Origin of the sequence: Roseburia sp. 1XD42-34, assembly GCF_009917385.1 — a bacterium.
Taxonomy (GTDB): Bacteria; Bacillota; Bacilli; order Bacillales; family Amphibacillaceae; genus Virgibacillus.
The window spans coordinates 63,538-79,094 of sequence record NZ_QWLJ01000016.1 but is presented as its reverse complement, the minus strand read 5'-3'; the positions used below and the strand labels follow the sequence as shown (position 1 = coordinate 79,094).

Genomic DNA, 15,557 nt, shown 5'->3' with positions numbered 1-15,557 from the left:
AAGTATAAAAAAATTGGAAGTCATGTTGGGTAGGTGAGATTCCATCTCACTCCACCCCAACATTTGACATAGAACCTGTTTTTTATAGATGGATAGAAAGTATCGTTTAGCCCTTATCGAAATTTGCTATAAAACCGATCATCATTTTTCTTTTTTACACGAATATCCTTTCATGGTGAATAAGAAAATATGGTAAACTAAAAAACAACAAATAGTCATCGAAAGGACGTTTTTATATGCAGACAGTTACTTTAATTGCCACTGCGGCAATGGGGTTAGAATCCGTTGTTGCTAAAGAAGTAAAAAATTTAGGATATGACGTACAAGTGGATAATGGAAAGGTCCAATTTGAAGCACCTATAAATGCCATTCCTCGCTGTAACCTATGGCTTCGTTCTGCGGATCGGGTTAAATTATTGGTTGGTACATTTAAGGCAACTTCATTTGACGATTTATTTGAAGGAACAAAAGCCTTGCCGTGGGAGTTCTACATCGATGAAAATGGACAAATTCCAGTAATCGGAAAATCAGTGCATTCGCAATTACATAGTGTTCCAGATTGTCAAAAAATAGTTAAAAAGGCGATTGTTGAGCGCATGAAATTAAAATATGGCATGGTTTCTAAGCTACCTGAAACGGGAGCAATGTATCGTGTAGAAATTGCCTTATTAAAAGATGAAGCAACATTAACCATTGACACTTCAGGTACTGGGCTACATAAACGAGGTTATCGTGTTGGACAAGGTGAAGCTCCACTAAAAGAAACATTAGCTGCATCTTTAGTATTATTGACAAATTGGCATCCAGACGAACCTTTTATAGATCCATTTTGCGGATCCGGTACAATCCCCATCGAAGCCGCGATGATTGGACAGAACATTGCTCCAGGATTTAACCGAGAATTTGCCTCGGAAGGGTGGTCGTTGGTTAAACAAAAACATTGGGATCAAGCATTTGAGGAGGCAGAGGATGTAGCAAATTACAATCAGCACTTGGATATTACTGGAACGGACATTGACCATAAAATGATTGAAATTGCAAAGCAAAACGCACTTGAAGCAGGGCTAGGCGAGCTGATTTATTGGAAACAAATGCAAGTAAGTGATCTGACGTTTAAACAGGCAAACGGTTATATTGTTAGCAATCCACCATATGGACAACGTCTCGGTGATGAAAAAAAAGCGGCAGAAATTACTAAACAATTAGGTTCCATCATGAAAGAGCATCCAAGCTGGAGCGTTTATATTATAACTGCTTTCGATCAGTTTGAAGCGGCTTATGGAGCGAAGGCGACGAAAAAGCGGAAATTATTTAATGGCTATCTTCGCACAGATTATTATCAATACTTTGGTAAGAAACAGAAAGGAGAATAATTATGAACATAAATGAAAAAGAACAACAATTTAAAACATATCTAGCAGAAATCGACTACTATAGAGAAGCTCTTATGCTTATACATTGGGATATGCGGACAAAAATTCCAAATAAAGGTGTAGAACAGCGCTCAGAAGTTGCAGGGTTCTTAGGGGAAAAAATTCAGCGATTACAAACTTCAGATCAAATGGAAGAATACATTAATGAACTTAAACATCGTTCGGAAGATCCAATTCTTGTTAAAACACTTGAAGTTTGTGAAGAAGAATTGGAAAGAAATAAACAAATTCCCCCGTCATTGTATAAAGAATTTATGGTAACACAAACTAAAGCAGAAGCGATTTGGCAACAGGCAAGAGAAAATGCAGATTTTAAATTATTTGAGCCATATCTAAAAAAGCTTGTAGCTTATAACCGTGATTTCGCTTCCTATTGGGGCTATCAAGATAATATATATGATGCGCTGCTGCATAAATTTGAACCTGGCGTCACCGTGAAAACATTGGACCATGTATTTCTAGATTTAAAAAAATCCTTGCTTTCTCTTTTAGAAAAAGTGCAAGCAAGTGCAGTAAAACCAGATTCTAGATTAGTCCAATTCCATTTTCCTAAACAGGATCAGGCAAGCTTTACAGAACAACTGCTTAAACAGATAGGATATGATTTTCAATCTGGCCGCTTAGATGAAACTGTACACCCTTTCGCCATCACTCTAAGCCTAAGCGACGTGCGATTAACAACACGCTATGATGAAAAAGACTTTCGAATGGCCGTGTTTGGGACGATTCATGAGGGGGGACACGGTTTATATGAACAAAACATAGATCCTCGTTTAGTTCGAACGCCATTAGCAACGGGCGCTTCCATGGGTATCCATGAGTCGCAATCCTTATTTTGGGAGAATTTTATCGCAAGAAGCTATCCGTTTTGGCAGAAAAACTATGATCTATTTTTACGCTATGCACCGCATACATTTCAAAATGTAGAATTAGAAGCTTTTTATCAAGCAATCAACGAAGTGAAGCCATCCTTTATCCGGATTGAAGCAGATGAATTAACGTATCCACTACATATAATGATTCGATATGAGTTGGAAAAAGCGCTTATAAACAAAGAAATTACAGTAGAAGATTTACCACATTTATGGAATGAAAAAATGAAGGATTATTTTGGTATTGTGCCTTTAACAGATCGGGAAGGGGTACTGCAAGATATCCATTGGGCAGGCGGGGATTTCGGTTATTTTCCTTCATACGCTTTAGGCTATATGTATGCAGCACAAATAAACCATACGTTGGCGCAAACACTGGATGTAGAAAACCTGATTCAAACTGGCGATTTAACCCCTATCAAAGAGTGGCTAGGGAAATCCATTCACCAATATGGAAAGATGAAAAAACCGCTAGAAATTTTAACAGATGTAACGAATGAATCATTAAACCCTGATTATTTAATCCAGTACTTACAAAAAAAATATGGCGCTATCTACCAATTTTAAGGTTGAGTCGAGTCAGCTTTATATACTTTATATAATGGATGATAGTGGTCATACTGTAGGCAATGGAGGTATTTTTTCAATAAGTATTATGATGGTATGTACAGGGAGTGATTATTCGTTGATGCTAAAGGAGATTTAGAACATGGCGTATATTTGTTCCGTCGGACTTGGAATACCAGACTATCATCTTAGTCAACAATATATCAAACAAATGGTTCAGCAAATCTTTACTTTTTCAGAAAGAGAAATCAATCGAATGCTCCCTGTTTTTGATCACGCGCAAATAGAACAACGACAGTTTGCTGTCTCGTCTGATTGGTTTTTAGAAGAACATTCGTTTCAAGAGCGAAATGATTTATACCTTAAACTGGCAAAAGAATTCGCACTAAAAGCGATCGATGACTGCCTACATCAGAATAATTTCTTGTCACAACCTATTGCTTATCAAGATATTGATATGATTATTTTTGTATCAAGTACTGGTGTAGCTACCCCCTCATTAGATGCCCACCTTATCAATGAACGTCCATTTAGACAAGATGTACAGCGCATGCCCTTGTGGGGCCTAGGATGTGCTGGTGGTGCCATAGGTTTGGCTAGAGCGAATGATTGGCTGATAGCGAATCCAGAAAAATGCGCGCTTGTTATTTGCTGTGAATTATGCAGTTTAACGTTTCAAAAAGGGGATCTAAAGAAAAGCAACCTTATTGGTACTGCTTTGTTTGGGGATGGAATTAGCGCAGCGCTCCTTGTCGGAGAACAATCTTCACTAGTGCAACGTCGTAAAAACGCTGTTCCACGGATCCTTCATTCCTATTCCTATACCAAGAAAGAGAGTCTTTCGGTAATGGGATGGAAAATAACGGATGCGGGATTTGAAGTCATTTTTTCTAAAAGTATACCAGCTTTAGTAGAAAATTTTTGGCAGGAACATATACAGTTGTTTTTTGAACAACATCATTTAGCGGCAAATGATATTTCTGCTTTTATTGCTCATCCAGGTGGGAAGAAAGTTATTGAAGCGATGCAAAAGGTGCTTCAAGTAGATGCTAAGAAATTTCTACACTCAACTGCCATATTAAAAAGACATGGCAATATGTCTTCAGCAACCGTTCTTTATGTCCTTCGATCCTGGATGAAGGAAGCTGCTTATACGAAAGAAAAGAGTGTCCTATCTGCGCTAGGGCCAGGGTTTAGCTCTGAGTTAATTTTAATGGAGTGGATGCATTAATGCCAATCTATATGTGGGCTGTTTTGGTACTGATTATTCTACAGCGTCTGGTGGAGCTTGTTATTGCACGTAGTAATGAAAAATGGATGAGGCAACGAGGGGGAGTGGAAAGAGGAGCAGCGCATTATAAATGGTTTGTTATATTGCATATATTATTTTTTGCATCATTAATCATGGAAGTGTTACTTCGTAATGAGCAAAGCTTCTTCTTTAATTACTTTTTATTTGCGGTTTTTTTATTTACACAAATTGGACGTATTTGGTGCATAGCTACTTTAGGCAGGTTTTGGAACACGAAAATTATTATTTCCCCGCAGTTTGACATCGTCAAGCGAGGCCCATACAGATATATGAAGCACCCTAACTATCTCATTGTAGGTATTGAATTACTTGTCATTCCTTTACTGTTTGGAGCTTGGTATACAGCAATGGTATTTCCGATGTTACACGTTTTATTGTTATACGTTCGTATTCCGATAGAAGAAAAGGCAGTCTATGAACATAAATGATGCTGGCACATCAATAAAAAGTGCAATGCTAAAGACGAAGAAGATCAAAAGTTACTAAATCCGGCAATATACTTTGCATAGCTGGTGAACCTCCTCACGTTCTTGCATTGCCAAGGGAGTCTCACCACACGTATATTTCCGGATCGAGTTAGTTAGTACCAGCTATAATAGCTAAGTTGAACGAATTTTAGATTGCTAAAACCATTATGCACTAGCCTCACTTTTAGTTACACAGATACGAGGCTAGAAAAAACAGCCTGCTCTTTACGTCTCACTGATTGCCTATAGGCCAATCAAATGGTGGTGACCCCGGCGGGGAATGCTGGATAATATCAATAAATGGAACCGTATAGGCGAATAGAATAAGTAAAACAGTTATTCCAATCCATAGCTTCCAATTCTCCATAAATTTAGGAGTTGGTTTTGCATCAGCTTCTTCTTCTGCAATCGGAAATGCTTCTTTTCCTGTTGGTGCGAAAAAGGCTAACTTAATAACAATATATACCATAAGCAGAATACCGATGAACAGGATGGTACCTCCTATAGCTTGAGCAATTTGATAGCCCAACCAATCAGCAGCCTGCTCTGTTCCGCCATATTCTGAATACGAGGACCGCCTTGGTCCACCTAACAACCCTTGTATATGCATGGAGCCAGACATAATTGCCATGCCAACGATCCAAATAATTGACTGTATAATACCTAATTTGTTCATGGTCGGGGTAAGTTTTCTACCTGTTAAGTGAGGAATTAACCAATAACTAACCCCAAAGAAAGTTAACATAACGGTTGTTGCTACAGTTAAGTGAAAGTGACCGGTAACCCACATCGTATTATGAACAACAGCATTCATTTGGTGTGAAGCATTGATAATTCCGCCAGCTCCACCTGGAATAAATGCCAACATGCCCAGCATCGGGGCTAAAAAGCGAATATCTTTCCAAGGTAAATGTCTAAACCAACCGAATAGTCCGCCAAAGCCTTTTTTTCGCCCAGTTATTTCGAAAGTGGCAAATAATGAAAAGGCGGTCATTAGACTTGGAATAACTACCATAAATGTAAGGACAACTTGAATGAACTTCCAAACGGGATCAATTCCTGGTTCTGTAAGCTGATGATGAAAACCAACTGGAATAGAGAAAAATAAAAATAGAATAAAAGATAATCTCGCTAATGAATCACTAAAAATTTTTCCTCCAATGATTTTAGGAATAATTGCGTACCAAGCCATATAGGCAGGTAAAAGCCAGAAGTAAACGAGTGGATGACCGAAATACCAAAATAAAGTTCTGCTTACTAGCACGTTGATCGTTTCCGCGTACCCTAGAGACCATGGAATAAATTGCACCAGAACAGCCACAGCAACACCAAGCGAAGCAATAATCCACATGATCATATTAATGGTTACCATAAATGCTAAAAGTGGAGATTTCTCATCAGGATTAGCTCTTTTCCATACATAAACTTGTCGAAAATTAACTATACCCGCAACCCAACTGCCGACAATAACTAAAGCAAGCCCAATATAAAATAACGGGTGTGCTTGTAAAGGTGCATAAAACGTATATAGAACACTTGCTTTCCCTAACAAAATCATCGTCGCTGTCATCATGGTACCAATTAACATAACCCAAAAGCTAATCCAGGCAGCTTTTCTTTGTTTCATGGATATGCCAACAGTTTTTCCCATTAAAGCAAATTGAAATCCAATGATAAAAAATGTTGTTAAGACGAGTGCTAAAATAACGCCATGAACGGTTAGTACTTGGTAATAGTCAATACCCCAAGGGAGTGTAATCGTTCCAGAACGGACAAGTGTCTGCAAAAGTCCCATTAAACCGCCAATGAATAAAGAAATAAATGCAACCGATATAAATGCCATATATAATCTGGCTTCTTTCTTTGTAATAGGGAACTGCTTAGGAGTTATATGAACAATACTCATTGTCTTTTTTATCGCCATTATTCTGTCACCTCCACAGTAGCATACATTAAATGATGACCGACACCACAATATTCATTACATACAACGGTATATTCTCCAGGTTTTTTCATGACGGTTTCCATTCTGCTAATATATCCTGGTTCTACCATCATATTGACGTTTGTTCCTGAGACATTAAATCCATGAACCACATCTTTCGTTGTAATTTGGAATAATACCGTGGAACCTTTTGGGATGGTTATTTTTTTAACCGGATTACCATCTTCATCTACACCCATATCATAATTGAATGCCGATGCAGCGATGTTGACAATATATTTATCCTCATCTACCTTTGTTAAGCCAAGGTTTTCTGATTGAAATGCATCATGCGCCTCAATATTTTCTGGATCTATCGTTGCCCCATGACTTTGAGGGTGTGTGCCTTTCCAAAAAGCCCCAAATCCTAAAACGACCAAAAATAAAGCCAGTGAACCAATACCAAATATTAACCATATTTTTTCGTATTTGTGTAAATGCATGCCCATCTCTCCTTTTCTCGTTACCGGTCCATAAAAATATAGAAAATACTCCCCCAAGCGATAATAATAAACAAACCAAGCAACACTACGGAAATCAATGTTCCTTTTAAATTTGGTTCTTGCGACTGTTGCTCCTCATTTATTTTCTTATCGTTTAATTGACGCATTGTATCCCTCCTTGCTATCCAAATTTAATCTAGTTTTATTATACTAGAGAGAACACAGATAATCGTTGTTTTGAATGCGTTTTCATAATTTGTTCAATTATCTAATTTTTTAGCGATATAACAGTTTTCTATACTGATTCGTTTAAAAAGTATGTGACAAAAATATAACGAAATCGTTACTATTTAGTGTCTTTATCATCTAAACCAACAATATGAACAAGTAAATGAATCTATTTTAGGAAAAAAGAAGAGAAAGGGGTTTAGATATTTTAGTCCATGAAATAGATAATGAGAATAAAACTTATCTAATAATACATATAAAACCAAAGAGGAAAAGAAGTGGAGATTGCAATTGTTGAAGTTCAAGCTATAGCATGAAAAGTAAAGAATAAGAAACTTAAAAGCCGCATCGAAAAGAAGCGGCTTTTTGAAAAGATAAGAAAGGATATAATAAGGGGCCTGTGCCTTTGTTCAAAAATAAGAAAAGATAAAAAATGTTGCTTTGGGATACGGATTTAACGGAATAGCCACATCCGGCGCATGAGTCCAGCAACTAGGCGACTTCACGAATCGTCCTACGATAAGTCATCATTGGTTCGTATCCTCACCATGATTCCTAAAACTTTAGTTGCTTCGTTCCACCAGTCGCTACGTTGCTAAACGGGCGCCCCACACCTTTGTTCAATCTAATGTATACTCCTCGGTACACCGTTAGTCTTGATCCATTTTTTTAGCGATATACATAAATGGCGTATCCATAATTGCTACAATGAACTTAATAATATACGTAGTAATAAAGATTTCAAAAAATATTTCAGTTGGATAATTGCCATAAAACGCGATTGTACAGAATACAATTGTATCTAGCAATTGACTAATGCCCGTACTGCCATTATTTCGAATCCACAGATGTTTGTCAGCAGGAAATAGTTTTCTTAATTTATCATAAATCCACACGTCAAATGATTGACTGATAATATATGCTGCAAGGCTACCTGCAACAATTCGTGGTATTAAATCAAAAATCGTTGCTAAAGATTCATGCGCAAAATCATCTGCGCCTGGTTGAAATACCAGTGCTATCTGCATGATAATTGTCATTGCTAACAGCGTAGCAAATCCCATCCATACTGCTTTTTTTGCTTCGTCTTTTCCATGCTTTTCATTAATAATGTCTGTTGCTAGATAAGCTGTGCCGTATAAAATATTTCCAAGAGTAGCAGTTAGCCCGAAAAGCTCGACCGTTTTTAGTACTTGAATATTGGCAATGATCGTAGCCATTCCAATCCAAACATAAAGACCTGTTCTTCCAAACAAACGGTAAAACAACAATAGCATGGAAAAATTTACGAAAGCAAAAATAATCCAAATCCATTCGTTAGCCAACATAAATTCCTCCTTAGTTTTGGTAACGCGGGAGTTCTCGAACCGCGAAATACAAATGCTATTATACGTAGCTTTATATCAAAACGCAATAATTTTTTAATTTATATACTTTAGATATAGAAGCTGTTTATCCGAGAACAAACTTTCTATCATGTCTATATAGTTCGGTACTTTGTTAAAGATACTTTTATCCTAGCTTCTTTCCGCGGTACAAAAATTAAAAACGATTGATATTTTATCACGTAAAATTGTAGTTATTGTTCTGCTGATGAAACAGGTGTATTAGTACTGTGCTTAAATGCTTTACATGTTGTGCGATTTTCCTTTGAACAAATGGAACACTTGTTAACTTCTATAAGTTGTAAACCATAATTAACTGCTTCTTCAGAGTGACTAAAGATATGTTGTTGCCCAATTTTATCCAACAGGCCACTTGCCTGTAGCATATCCAACACATCTGAATTGGCTTCTGAGATAATAATCGTTCCGCCCATACTTTTAAAATCTGTAACAAGAGCGTCCAAGTTAGCTGCGCCCGTAGCATCCAATATGGAAACATGTTTCATTTTCAAAATAAGTACAGTTGGGCGTTGGTTTATGGAACGTGTAATGATGGATTCGAATTTATCAGCAGCTCCAAAAAATAAAGCTCCTCCAACTGTGTAAAATGAAAGTTTAGGACATGTAGAACTCCAAGTATCTAAAGGATCATTCGTGGTTGTTTCTTTCATTTTATCAGGAATGACTTTTTCAACTTGTAGTACCTCACTCATTCGTTTAATAAACGATACCATTGCAAGCAATAAACCAATTTGTACAGCGGTAGTAAGATTAACGAACACCGTCAATAGAAAAGTGACTACTAACACCAGGGAATCTCCTGTTTTTAGTTTAAGGATGTGAGTAAACGATTTATATTCGCTCATATTATAAGCAACAACCATTAAAATAGGCGCCATACTTGCTAAAGGGATATTGGATGCAAAAGGTGCGAATAAAAGCAATATAATCAAAACGAAGATACTATGGAAAATCCCTGAATACGGACTAACAGCACCACTTTTAATGTTAGTAGCTGTTCTCGCAATGGCACCTGTTGCGGGTATCCCACCAAACATAGGCGTAACCATATTTGCGATTCCTTGACCAATCAATTCCCTGTTTGAGTTATGCTTTGTTCCTGTCATTCCATCTGACACGACTGCAGATAATAAGGATTCTATTCCTCCAAGCATAGCAATAACAAAGGCGGGTTGCCAAAGCTCGAGGATAGTCTGCCAAGTAATAGTTGGAAATTGAAAACTAGGCAAGGCTTGGGGTATGCCTCCAAATGCGGTACCAATGGTCTCCACTTCAGCAGGATAGAACAGAATCGCAACAGCAGTCGGTAAAATTAACGCAACTAATAGGACAGGAACCTTTGGAAAAAATTTTGGAATAAAGATGATAACGAATAAACCGATAATGGCTGTAAGTACACTATACCAATTAACAGCAGTTATATGTTCAGCTATTTGGATCATATTTTCATGAAAGTATTGCTTTTTTTCAAGGTCTTCAAGCCCTAGAAAATTGCCAATTTGCCCACTAAATATAATCACAGCAATTCCTGAAGTAAATCCAATTGTTACAGATCTAGGAATAAATTGAATCAATTTCCCGAACTTAAATATCCCCATCAGGAGAAGCATTATTCCTGCTAAAAATCCAGCAACTAATAACTTCTCATAACCATACTCTAAAACAATAGCTAGTAAAATCGGAATAAATGCTCCGGTTGGTCCGGCGATTTGAAATCGGGAGCCTCCAAAAAGCGCAACTAACAAACCGGCAATAATAGTTGTATAGATCCCATATTCAGGCTTAACACCAGAAGCAATTGCAAACGCCATCCCAAGAGGAATTGCCACAATCCCTACTGTTAAACCTGCAATGATATCACGCTTTATCTCAGCTAGTGATAAACCCTTAAAACGATCGTCGTTAAACAAATTATCTGATCTCTCCTCATTAATATTATTTTGTAAAATTCTAAGCAGTTTGTGAATGAAAGGGGACACCAATCAAGAAATTCGTAAGGGACGATAATGGAAGTACATTTATGTATCCTAATAAAAAAAGACCAATATCGATACCGGACACACGAAGAAAAACTTCTTGAACTGCCTTTATTTCTAGTGTAAATAAGTAAAAACGAAAAAAGCCACTCATTCTTTGTAGAGTGACAGCTTCTAACGGGTCAGTTGCAAAAAAAGCGGCAATCTAACGAAAAGATCACCGCTTTATCTATGTGGTTGGCTCGTTATTTTTTTACTACATTAGCTGCTTGTGGTCCACGTTCACCTTCAACGATATCGAAAGCCACTTCTTGACCTTCTTCAAGTGTTTTAAATCCTTCTTCTTGAATTGCTGAGTAATGTACAAAGACATCGTTTCCTTCTTCTTGCTGAATAAATCCATATCCTTTTTCAGCGTTAAACCATTTTACTACTCCGTTTTCCATCTATTTAATCCTCCTAAAATGCTTCACGTTCCCTTTGAAAAACGTGGTAATGCAAAGCAGATAACAGAACATAAGAATAGACAGCTTCCATAGAAGTGTAGGATCACTTTAACACCCACTTCTATGGAAGCTGCCTGCATGAATGAATCCGTACATCTTCTTTGCTTGTTTCTAATATAGCTCATTTAACTAGTTGCGTCAAGAAAAGAGACGGAGATAACTCGACATTTTTTCAAATTCCCGTTATCATTTAAGTGAATCATATTAGGAATGAAAGCGATTGCTGAACATTCACAAAGGAAAGGGGTCGTAATACTATGAATAAAGATATCGAAATAGCTCAACAAACAACCTTAGAACCGATACATAACATTGCCGAACGACTTCATTTAACTAGAGAAGACTGGGAACCTTATGGTCATACGAAAGCTAAATTGTCGGATGAACTTTTTGAAAAATTAAAACAGAAAAAGAGCGGTAAAATAATACTCGTCACTTCAATTAATCCTACGCCTGCCGGTGAGGGCAAATCAACTGTAACAGTTGGATTAGGTCAAGCACTTAACCAGATTGGAAAAAAAGCAATTATTGCCCTTCGTGAGCCTTCCCTAGGTCCAGTTATGGGGCTCAAAGGTGGGGCGGCTGGTGGGGGATATTCTCAAGTTTTACCAATGGAAGATATTAATTTGCATTTTACTGGTGACATTCATGCAATTACTACAGCTAACAATGCTTTAGCAGCATTTATTGATAACCATATTCATCAAGGAAATGCCTTGCAAATCGACGCGCGGAGAATTGAGTGGAAACGTGTATTAGATATCAACGATCGCGCTTTGCGTCAGACCATTATCGGATTAGGCGGTCCTAAGCAAGGTGTTCCAAGAGAGGATGGTTTTACCATTACCGTTGCTTCTGAAATGATGGCTGTTCTTTGCTTGGCTACCGATTTACAAGATTTAAAGCAAAAATTAGCTGCCATGGTTGTTAGCTATACATTTACCAACGAACCTGTAACTGTAGGCGATCTGAAAGTAGAAGGAGCATTAACTCTTTTATTAAAAGATGCAATGAAACCAAACCTTGTCCAAACGACCGAAAACACTCCGGCGCTCATTCATGGGGGTCCGTTTGCTAATATTGCCCATGGGTGTAATAGTATTATAGCCACGAAAACAGCTGCTAAATTGGCGGATTATACCATCACAGAGGCTGGATTTGGAGCGGATTTAGGAGCAGAAAAATATTTTCATATTAAATCTCGTGCCGGAAATATCCAAACCTCTGCTGTTGTAATCGTTGCTACTGTACGAGCATTAAAAATGCACGGTGGTGTTGCAAAGGATCATTTAGCCATGGAAAATGTAGCAGCTTTAGAAACTGGTATGGATAATTTACAAAAGCATATTGAAACAATCCAAGCATTTGGTATTCCATTTGTTGTGGCTATCAATCAATTTCCAACTGATACAGAAAAAGAAACGACCTTCATTCAAGAGTGGTGCCAAGAAAGGGGATATGATGTTGCGTTAACTACCGTTTGGGCAGATGGTGGAAAAGGGGGGATCGATTTAGCTGAAAAAGTGATCGCTAAAGCAGATGGTTTCAAAAGTGCTTACAAACCTTTATATAACCTAGACGACCCATTAATAGAAAAAATGAGGAAGGTTGCTCAAAAAATATATGGTGCCCGTGATATAGAACTTACTAAAATCGCTCATGAGCAATTGAGCTTCTTTGAAGAGCAAGGTTGGGGCAATTTACCTGTGTGTATGGCTAAAACACAATATTCGTTATCAGATAATCCAGCTTTATTAGGCAGACCGACTGGATTTACAATTACGATTAGAGAACTACGAGCTTCAATCGGAGCGGGCTTTATCGTTGCCTTGACAGGAGATGTGCTAACTATGCCTGGACTGCCTGCCAAACCAGCTGCGTTACAGATGGATGTAGGAGAAGACGGAAAAGCGAAAGGATTGTTTTAATGCAAGCGAAAGAACAGCTAACGGAGATAAAATATTTTGTGCGTCGTTTATTTAGAGATGATATTACCGGACATGATTACTATCATATGCAGAGAGTGGCTCATTTAGCTAGACTTATTGCTGAGGAAGAAGGGGCAGATTCATTTATTTGTGAAGCGGCTGCTTGGCTGCATGACGTAGGAGATGACAAATTGTTTACTAATCCAGATATGGTTGAAAAAGAATTGGATGGTTTACTGCAACAACTATCTCTGTCGCAGCAACAAATAAGTGCTATTACGCAAGCCATGCAAGACGTATCCTTTCGTAAAGGAAAAAACCCAAAAACGCTGGAAGGAAAAGTGGTTCAAGATGCTGATCGTTTAGACGCCGTCGGTGCAATTGGCATCGCTCGTGCATTCGCCTATAGCGGAGCAAAAGGGAGACCATTATATCACGAAAAAAAAGACAACCATACGATTCAGCATTTTTATGATAAATTATTACGTATTCCAGACAAGTTACATACAACAACGGCTAAGACTATTGCAGAAGATCGACATCAAGTTTTGAAACGGTTCTTGGAACAGTTTTATCAGGAATGGAATTATACTCTTGAAAATGAATGATAGGTGTTGTAAAAGATGAATATTCGCTTAACTAAACTGAAAGATACAGATGCGGAAGCATTGCTTGCGTTTGAATACGAAAATCGCGATTTCTTTGAAACGATGGTGCCAGGTCGTGGGGATGAGTATTATAATCTAATAGAATTTCTGAAAAGACATGAAGCACTATTGACGGAGCAAAACCTGGGGATTTCCCACTTTTATTTAATTAAAGATGATAATGATAACATATTAGGTAGAATGAATATGGTTAATTTGGATAAGCAGCGACACGGAGTACTTGGCTATCGAGTCGGGCAGGCCTACACAGGAAAAGGGATAGCCACAAAGGCGTTACAGCTCTTGATAAAAGAAGCCATAGCATTAGGCATCAAGCAGTTACATGCTAAAACAACAAACCATAATCTGCCATCGCAAAAAGTGTTACAGAAAAATGGTTTTCATTATGAAAAAACCGAGTTGGTTCCATTTGTTATGAATGGTGAGAAAGTGAAGTTTGTGTATTATAAATGGGTCAGTAATAAGAAAGCGGGATAAAAGCGTTCGTATTATTCTTACAAACAATAAAAAGAGCGTTTCATGCAAGGAATGGAGAAGCCTATTGCAAAAACGCTCTTTCACTATTACCTTTCATGTAGCAGATTCACGATAGATGGATTATTGCTTTACACGTGTAGCACCGATATAGCGTTCTTGCCAATAAGTATTACTCATTTTACTCACTTCGACCCCTTTAGACTCACCAGCATGGATAAAACTGCCATTTCCGACGTAAATCCCCATATGTGATGGACCAGGCTTATACGTTTCAAAAAATACAAGATCCCCTACAGATGGTTCTGCGATGGGCTTGGAAAAATTGTAAATTTCACTAACGGTACGAGGAATAGTAATACCTTCTTCTTGGAATACATATTGAATAAATCCACTACAATCAAAGCCATTTGGAGACGTTCCTCCCCAAACATATGGTGTTCCCATTTGCGTACGTGCTGTTTCTACAATAGTTGATCCACTCATTCCTGCCGTGGTAGCTTTTTTAACTTCTTGGGGTTCTGACTGCGCTGGTGCTTGCTTTTCTCTTGGTTGTTCTTTAGGTCGTTCTTTGGTCGTTTCGTTGGCTATTTCGTTTGGGACTTTTTCTTCCGTAGATGCAGATGCAACAGGGGGTGTTGCATGAATTAATCTCATCTCTTGCTCATCTTCTGCAATTTCTAATGCTTGTGTGGTTAAAGGACCGTATATACCGTCTAACTCTCCTTCATAGTAATCGAAATATTGGAGTGCTTTTTGCACGAGCTTTACCTTTTCATGATGCATACCTGGGTAAATTTCTTTAGCGAAGGTTTCCAATTGTTGTTTATATTGCTTTTGCTCATTTTTTACAAGCGCCGTAAATGTTTCCTTATCTGCTTTTCCGTTTACGGATAATTCGTGTTCGGCTTGGAAATTCTTCATGGCAAGGTCCGTATGTCCTAAGGAGCCATTGGTAGATGGATTGAGATGCGATACTGTATGTAGTTTTTTTTGGATAAAGCGAACCGATTCTCCGTGTTCAGCAATTTCTAATTGGGGTGCTTCAAATCGGATTTTATTTTGCAATTCTGGATAAGCATCGACATAATTGACAACAGGTTGAGTAATGACAAATCCATAAAGCAAAGAGCGTTTCATTATGTGCTGCACATTGCTGTTCATAGACAAACTCCTCTCCAATTTAAAATCGTGTTGAAAAAAATCAGTCCTTGTCTAAAACGACGGTATATGCCTATTAATAGAATTATGTAGTATTCTGCCAGTTATGAATTACGATTATATTACAACGTA

14 protein-coding genes are annotated in these 15,557 nt (G+C 37.8%); 7 read left to right on the top strand and 7 right to left on the bottom strand.

The annotated features are described in order from the left end of the window. The first annotated feature begins 236 nt into the window (after nucleotides 1-236). From D1839_RS10890 to D1839_RS10875, 4 genes are all read left to right on the top strand, one after another. Complete coding sequence (locus D1839_RS10890; protein ID WP_120379926.1) at nucleotides 237-1,373, top strand: THUMP domain-containing class I SAM-dependent RNA methyltransferase; 1,137 nt, start codon at nucleotides 237-239, stop codon at nucleotides 1,371-1,373. Between the two features lie 2 nt (nucleotides 1,374-1,375). Then, entirely contained in the window at nucleotides 1,376-2,872 is a 1,497-nt protein-coding gene (locus D1839_RS10885; RefSeq protein WP_120379925.1) for a carboxypeptidase M32, read from the top strand. A 142-nt stretch (nucleotides 2,873-3,014) separates the two neighbouring features. Further along, nucleotides 3,015-4,103, top strand: a complete 1,089-nt coding sequence (locus D1839_RS10880; RefSeq protein WP_120379924.1) for a type III polyketide synthase — start codon at nucleotides 3,015-3,017, stop codon at nucleotides 4,101-4,103. Beyond that, on the top strand, nucleotides 4,103-4,612 hold the full coding sequence (locus tag D1839_RS10875) for an isoprenylcysteine carboxyl methyltransferase family protein (protein WP_120379923.1): 510 nt from the start codon (nucleotides 4,103-4,105) through the stop codon (nucleotides 4,610-4,612). The genes D1839_RS10880 and D1839_RS10875 overlap by 1 nt, the downstream gene beginning before the upstream one ends. Before the next feature lie 271 nt (nucleotides 4,613-4,883). On the opposite strand, the gene D1839_RS10870 is transcribed toward D1839_RS10875, so the two are convergent. From D1839_RS10870 to D1839_RS10845, 6 genes are all read right to left on the bottom strand, one after another. Beyond that, nucleotides 4,884-6,575 carry a b(o/a)3-type cytochrome-c oxidase subunit 1 gene (locus tag D1839_RS10870; RefSeq protein WP_120379922.1) on the bottom strand — a complete coding sequence of 564 codons (1,692 nt, stop codon included), beginning with the start codon at nucleotides 6,573-6,575 and terminating at the stop codon, nucleotides 4,884-4,886. Beyond that, nucleotides 6,575-7,078: a cytochrome c oxidase subunit II gene (locus D1839_RS10865; RefSeq protein ID WP_120379921.1), complete on the bottom strand. Its 504-nt coding sequence runs from the start codon at nucleotides 7,076-7,078 to the stop codon at nucleotides 6,575-6,577. The genes D1839_RS10870 and D1839_RS10865 overlap by 1 nt, the downstream gene beginning before the upstream one ends. Nucleotides 7,079-7,098: 20 nt before the next feature. Continuing rightward, nucleotides 7,099-7,245 (bottom strand): cytochrome c oxidase subunit 2A, encoded by a 147-nt coding sequence (locus D1839_RS10860; protein WP_120379920.1) that lies wholly within the window; start codon nucleotides 7,243-7,245, stop codon nucleotides 7,099-7,101. Nucleotides 7,246-7,956: 711 nt separating this feature from the next. Beyond that, a complete protein-coding gene (locus D1839_RS10855; protein ID WP_120379932.1) occupies nucleotides 7,957-8,631 on the bottom strand; it encodes a queuosine precursor transporter in 675 nt (224 codons plus the stop codon). Between the two features lie 254 nt (nucleotides 8,632-8,885). Then, entirely contained in the window at nucleotides 8,886-10,622 is a 1,737-nt protein-coding gene (locus tag D1839_RS10850) for a SulP family inorganic anion transporter (RefSeq protein WP_286164780.1), read from the bottom strand. A gap of 311 nt (nucleotides 10,623-10,933) precedes the next feature. Continuing rightward, nucleotides 10,934-11,134: a cold-shock protein gene (locus tag D1839_RS10845; protein WP_050352904.1), complete on the bottom strand. Its 201-nt coding sequence runs from the start codon at nucleotides 11,132-11,134 to the stop codon at nucleotides 10,934-10,936. Between the two features lie 317 nt (nucleotides 11,135-11,451). Between D1839_RS10845 and D1839_RS10840 the strand changes: the two genes are divergently transcribed. Genes D1839_RS10840 through D1839_RS10830 form a run of 3 tightly spaced genes read left to right on the top strand, consistent with a single transcriptional unit; the run spans nucleotide 11,452 to nucleotide 14,267 of the window. Next, on the top strand, nucleotides 11,452-13,122 hold the full coding sequence (locus D1839_RS10840) for a formate--tetrahydrofolate ligase (protein ID WP_120379919.1): 1,671 nt from the start codon (nucleotides 11,452-11,454) through the stop codon (nucleotides 13,120-13,122). Continuing rightward, nucleotides 13,122-13,730 (top strand): HD domain-containing protein, encoded by a 609-nt coding sequence (locus tag D1839_RS10835; RefSeq protein ID WP_120379918.1) that lies wholly within the window; start codon nucleotides 13,122-13,124, stop codon nucleotides 13,728-13,730. Before D1839_RS10840 ends, D1839_RS10835 begins: the two co-directional genes overlap by 1 nt. Before the next feature lie 15 nt (nucleotides 13,731-13,745). After that, nucleotides 13,746-14,267, top strand: coding sequence for a GNAT family N-acetyltransferase (locus D1839_RS10830; RefSeq protein ID WP_120379917.1), 522 nt, complete (start codon nucleotides 13,746-13,748; stop codon nucleotides 14,265-14,267). Between the two features lie 120 nt (nucleotides 14,268-14,387). Here D1839_RS10830 and D1839_RS10825 read toward each other — a convergent pair whose 3' ends face one another. Next, nucleotides 14,388-15,428, bottom strand: coding sequence for a C40 family peptidase (locus D1839_RS10825; RefSeq protein WP_120379916.1), 1,041 nt, complete (start codon nucleotides 15,426-15,428; stop codon nucleotides 14,388-14,390). Nucleotides 15,429-15,557: the final 129 nt, after the last annotated feature.

Coding starts and splice junctions, on each gene's coding strand:
- D1839_RS10825 (WP_120379916.1), bottom strand. CDS start 15,428: ATGAACAGCAATGTGCAGCACATAATGAAACGCTCTTTGCTTTATGGA.
- D1839_RS10830 (WP_120379917.1), top strand. CDS start 13,746: ATGAATATTCGCTTAACTAAACTGAAAGATACAGATGCGGAAGCATTG.
- D1839_RS10860 (WP_120379920.1), bottom strand. CDS start 7,245: ATGCGTCAATTAAACGATAAGAAAATAAATGAGGAGCAACAGTCGCAA.
- D1839_RS10885 (WP_120379925.1), top strand. CDS start 1,376: ATGAACATAAATGAAAAAGAACAACAATTTAAAACATATCTAGCAGAA.
- D1839_RS10875 (WP_120379923.1), top strand. CDS start 4,103: ATGCCAATCTATATGTGGGCTGTTTTGGTACTGATTATTCTACAGCGT.
- D1839_RS10870 (WP_120379922.1), bottom strand. CDS start 6,575: ATGGCGATAAAAAAGACAATGAGTATTGTTCATATAACTCCTAAGCAG.
- D1839_RS10835 (WP_120379918.1), top strand. CDS start 13,122: ATGCAAGCGAAAGAACAGCTAACGGAGATAAAATATTTTGTGCGTCGT.
- D1839_RS10890 (WP_120379926.1), top strand. CDS start 237: ATGCAGACAGTTACTTTAATTGCCACTGCGGCAATGGGGTTAGAATCC.
- D1839_RS10845 (WP_050352904.1), bottom strand. CDS start 11,134: ATGGAAAACGGAGTAGTAAAATGGTTTAACGCTGAAAAAGGATATGGA.
- D1839_RS10865 (WP_120379921.1), bottom strand. CDS start 7,078: ATGCATTTACACAAATACGAAAAAATATGGTTAATATTTGGTATTGGT.
- D1839_RS10880 (WP_120379924.1), top strand. CDS start 3,015: ATGGCGTATATTTGTTCCGTCGGACTTGGAATACCAGACTATCATCTT.
- D1839_RS10840 (WP_120379919.1), top strand. CDS start 11,452: ATGAATAAAGATATCGAAATAGCTCAACAAACAACCTTAGAACCGATA.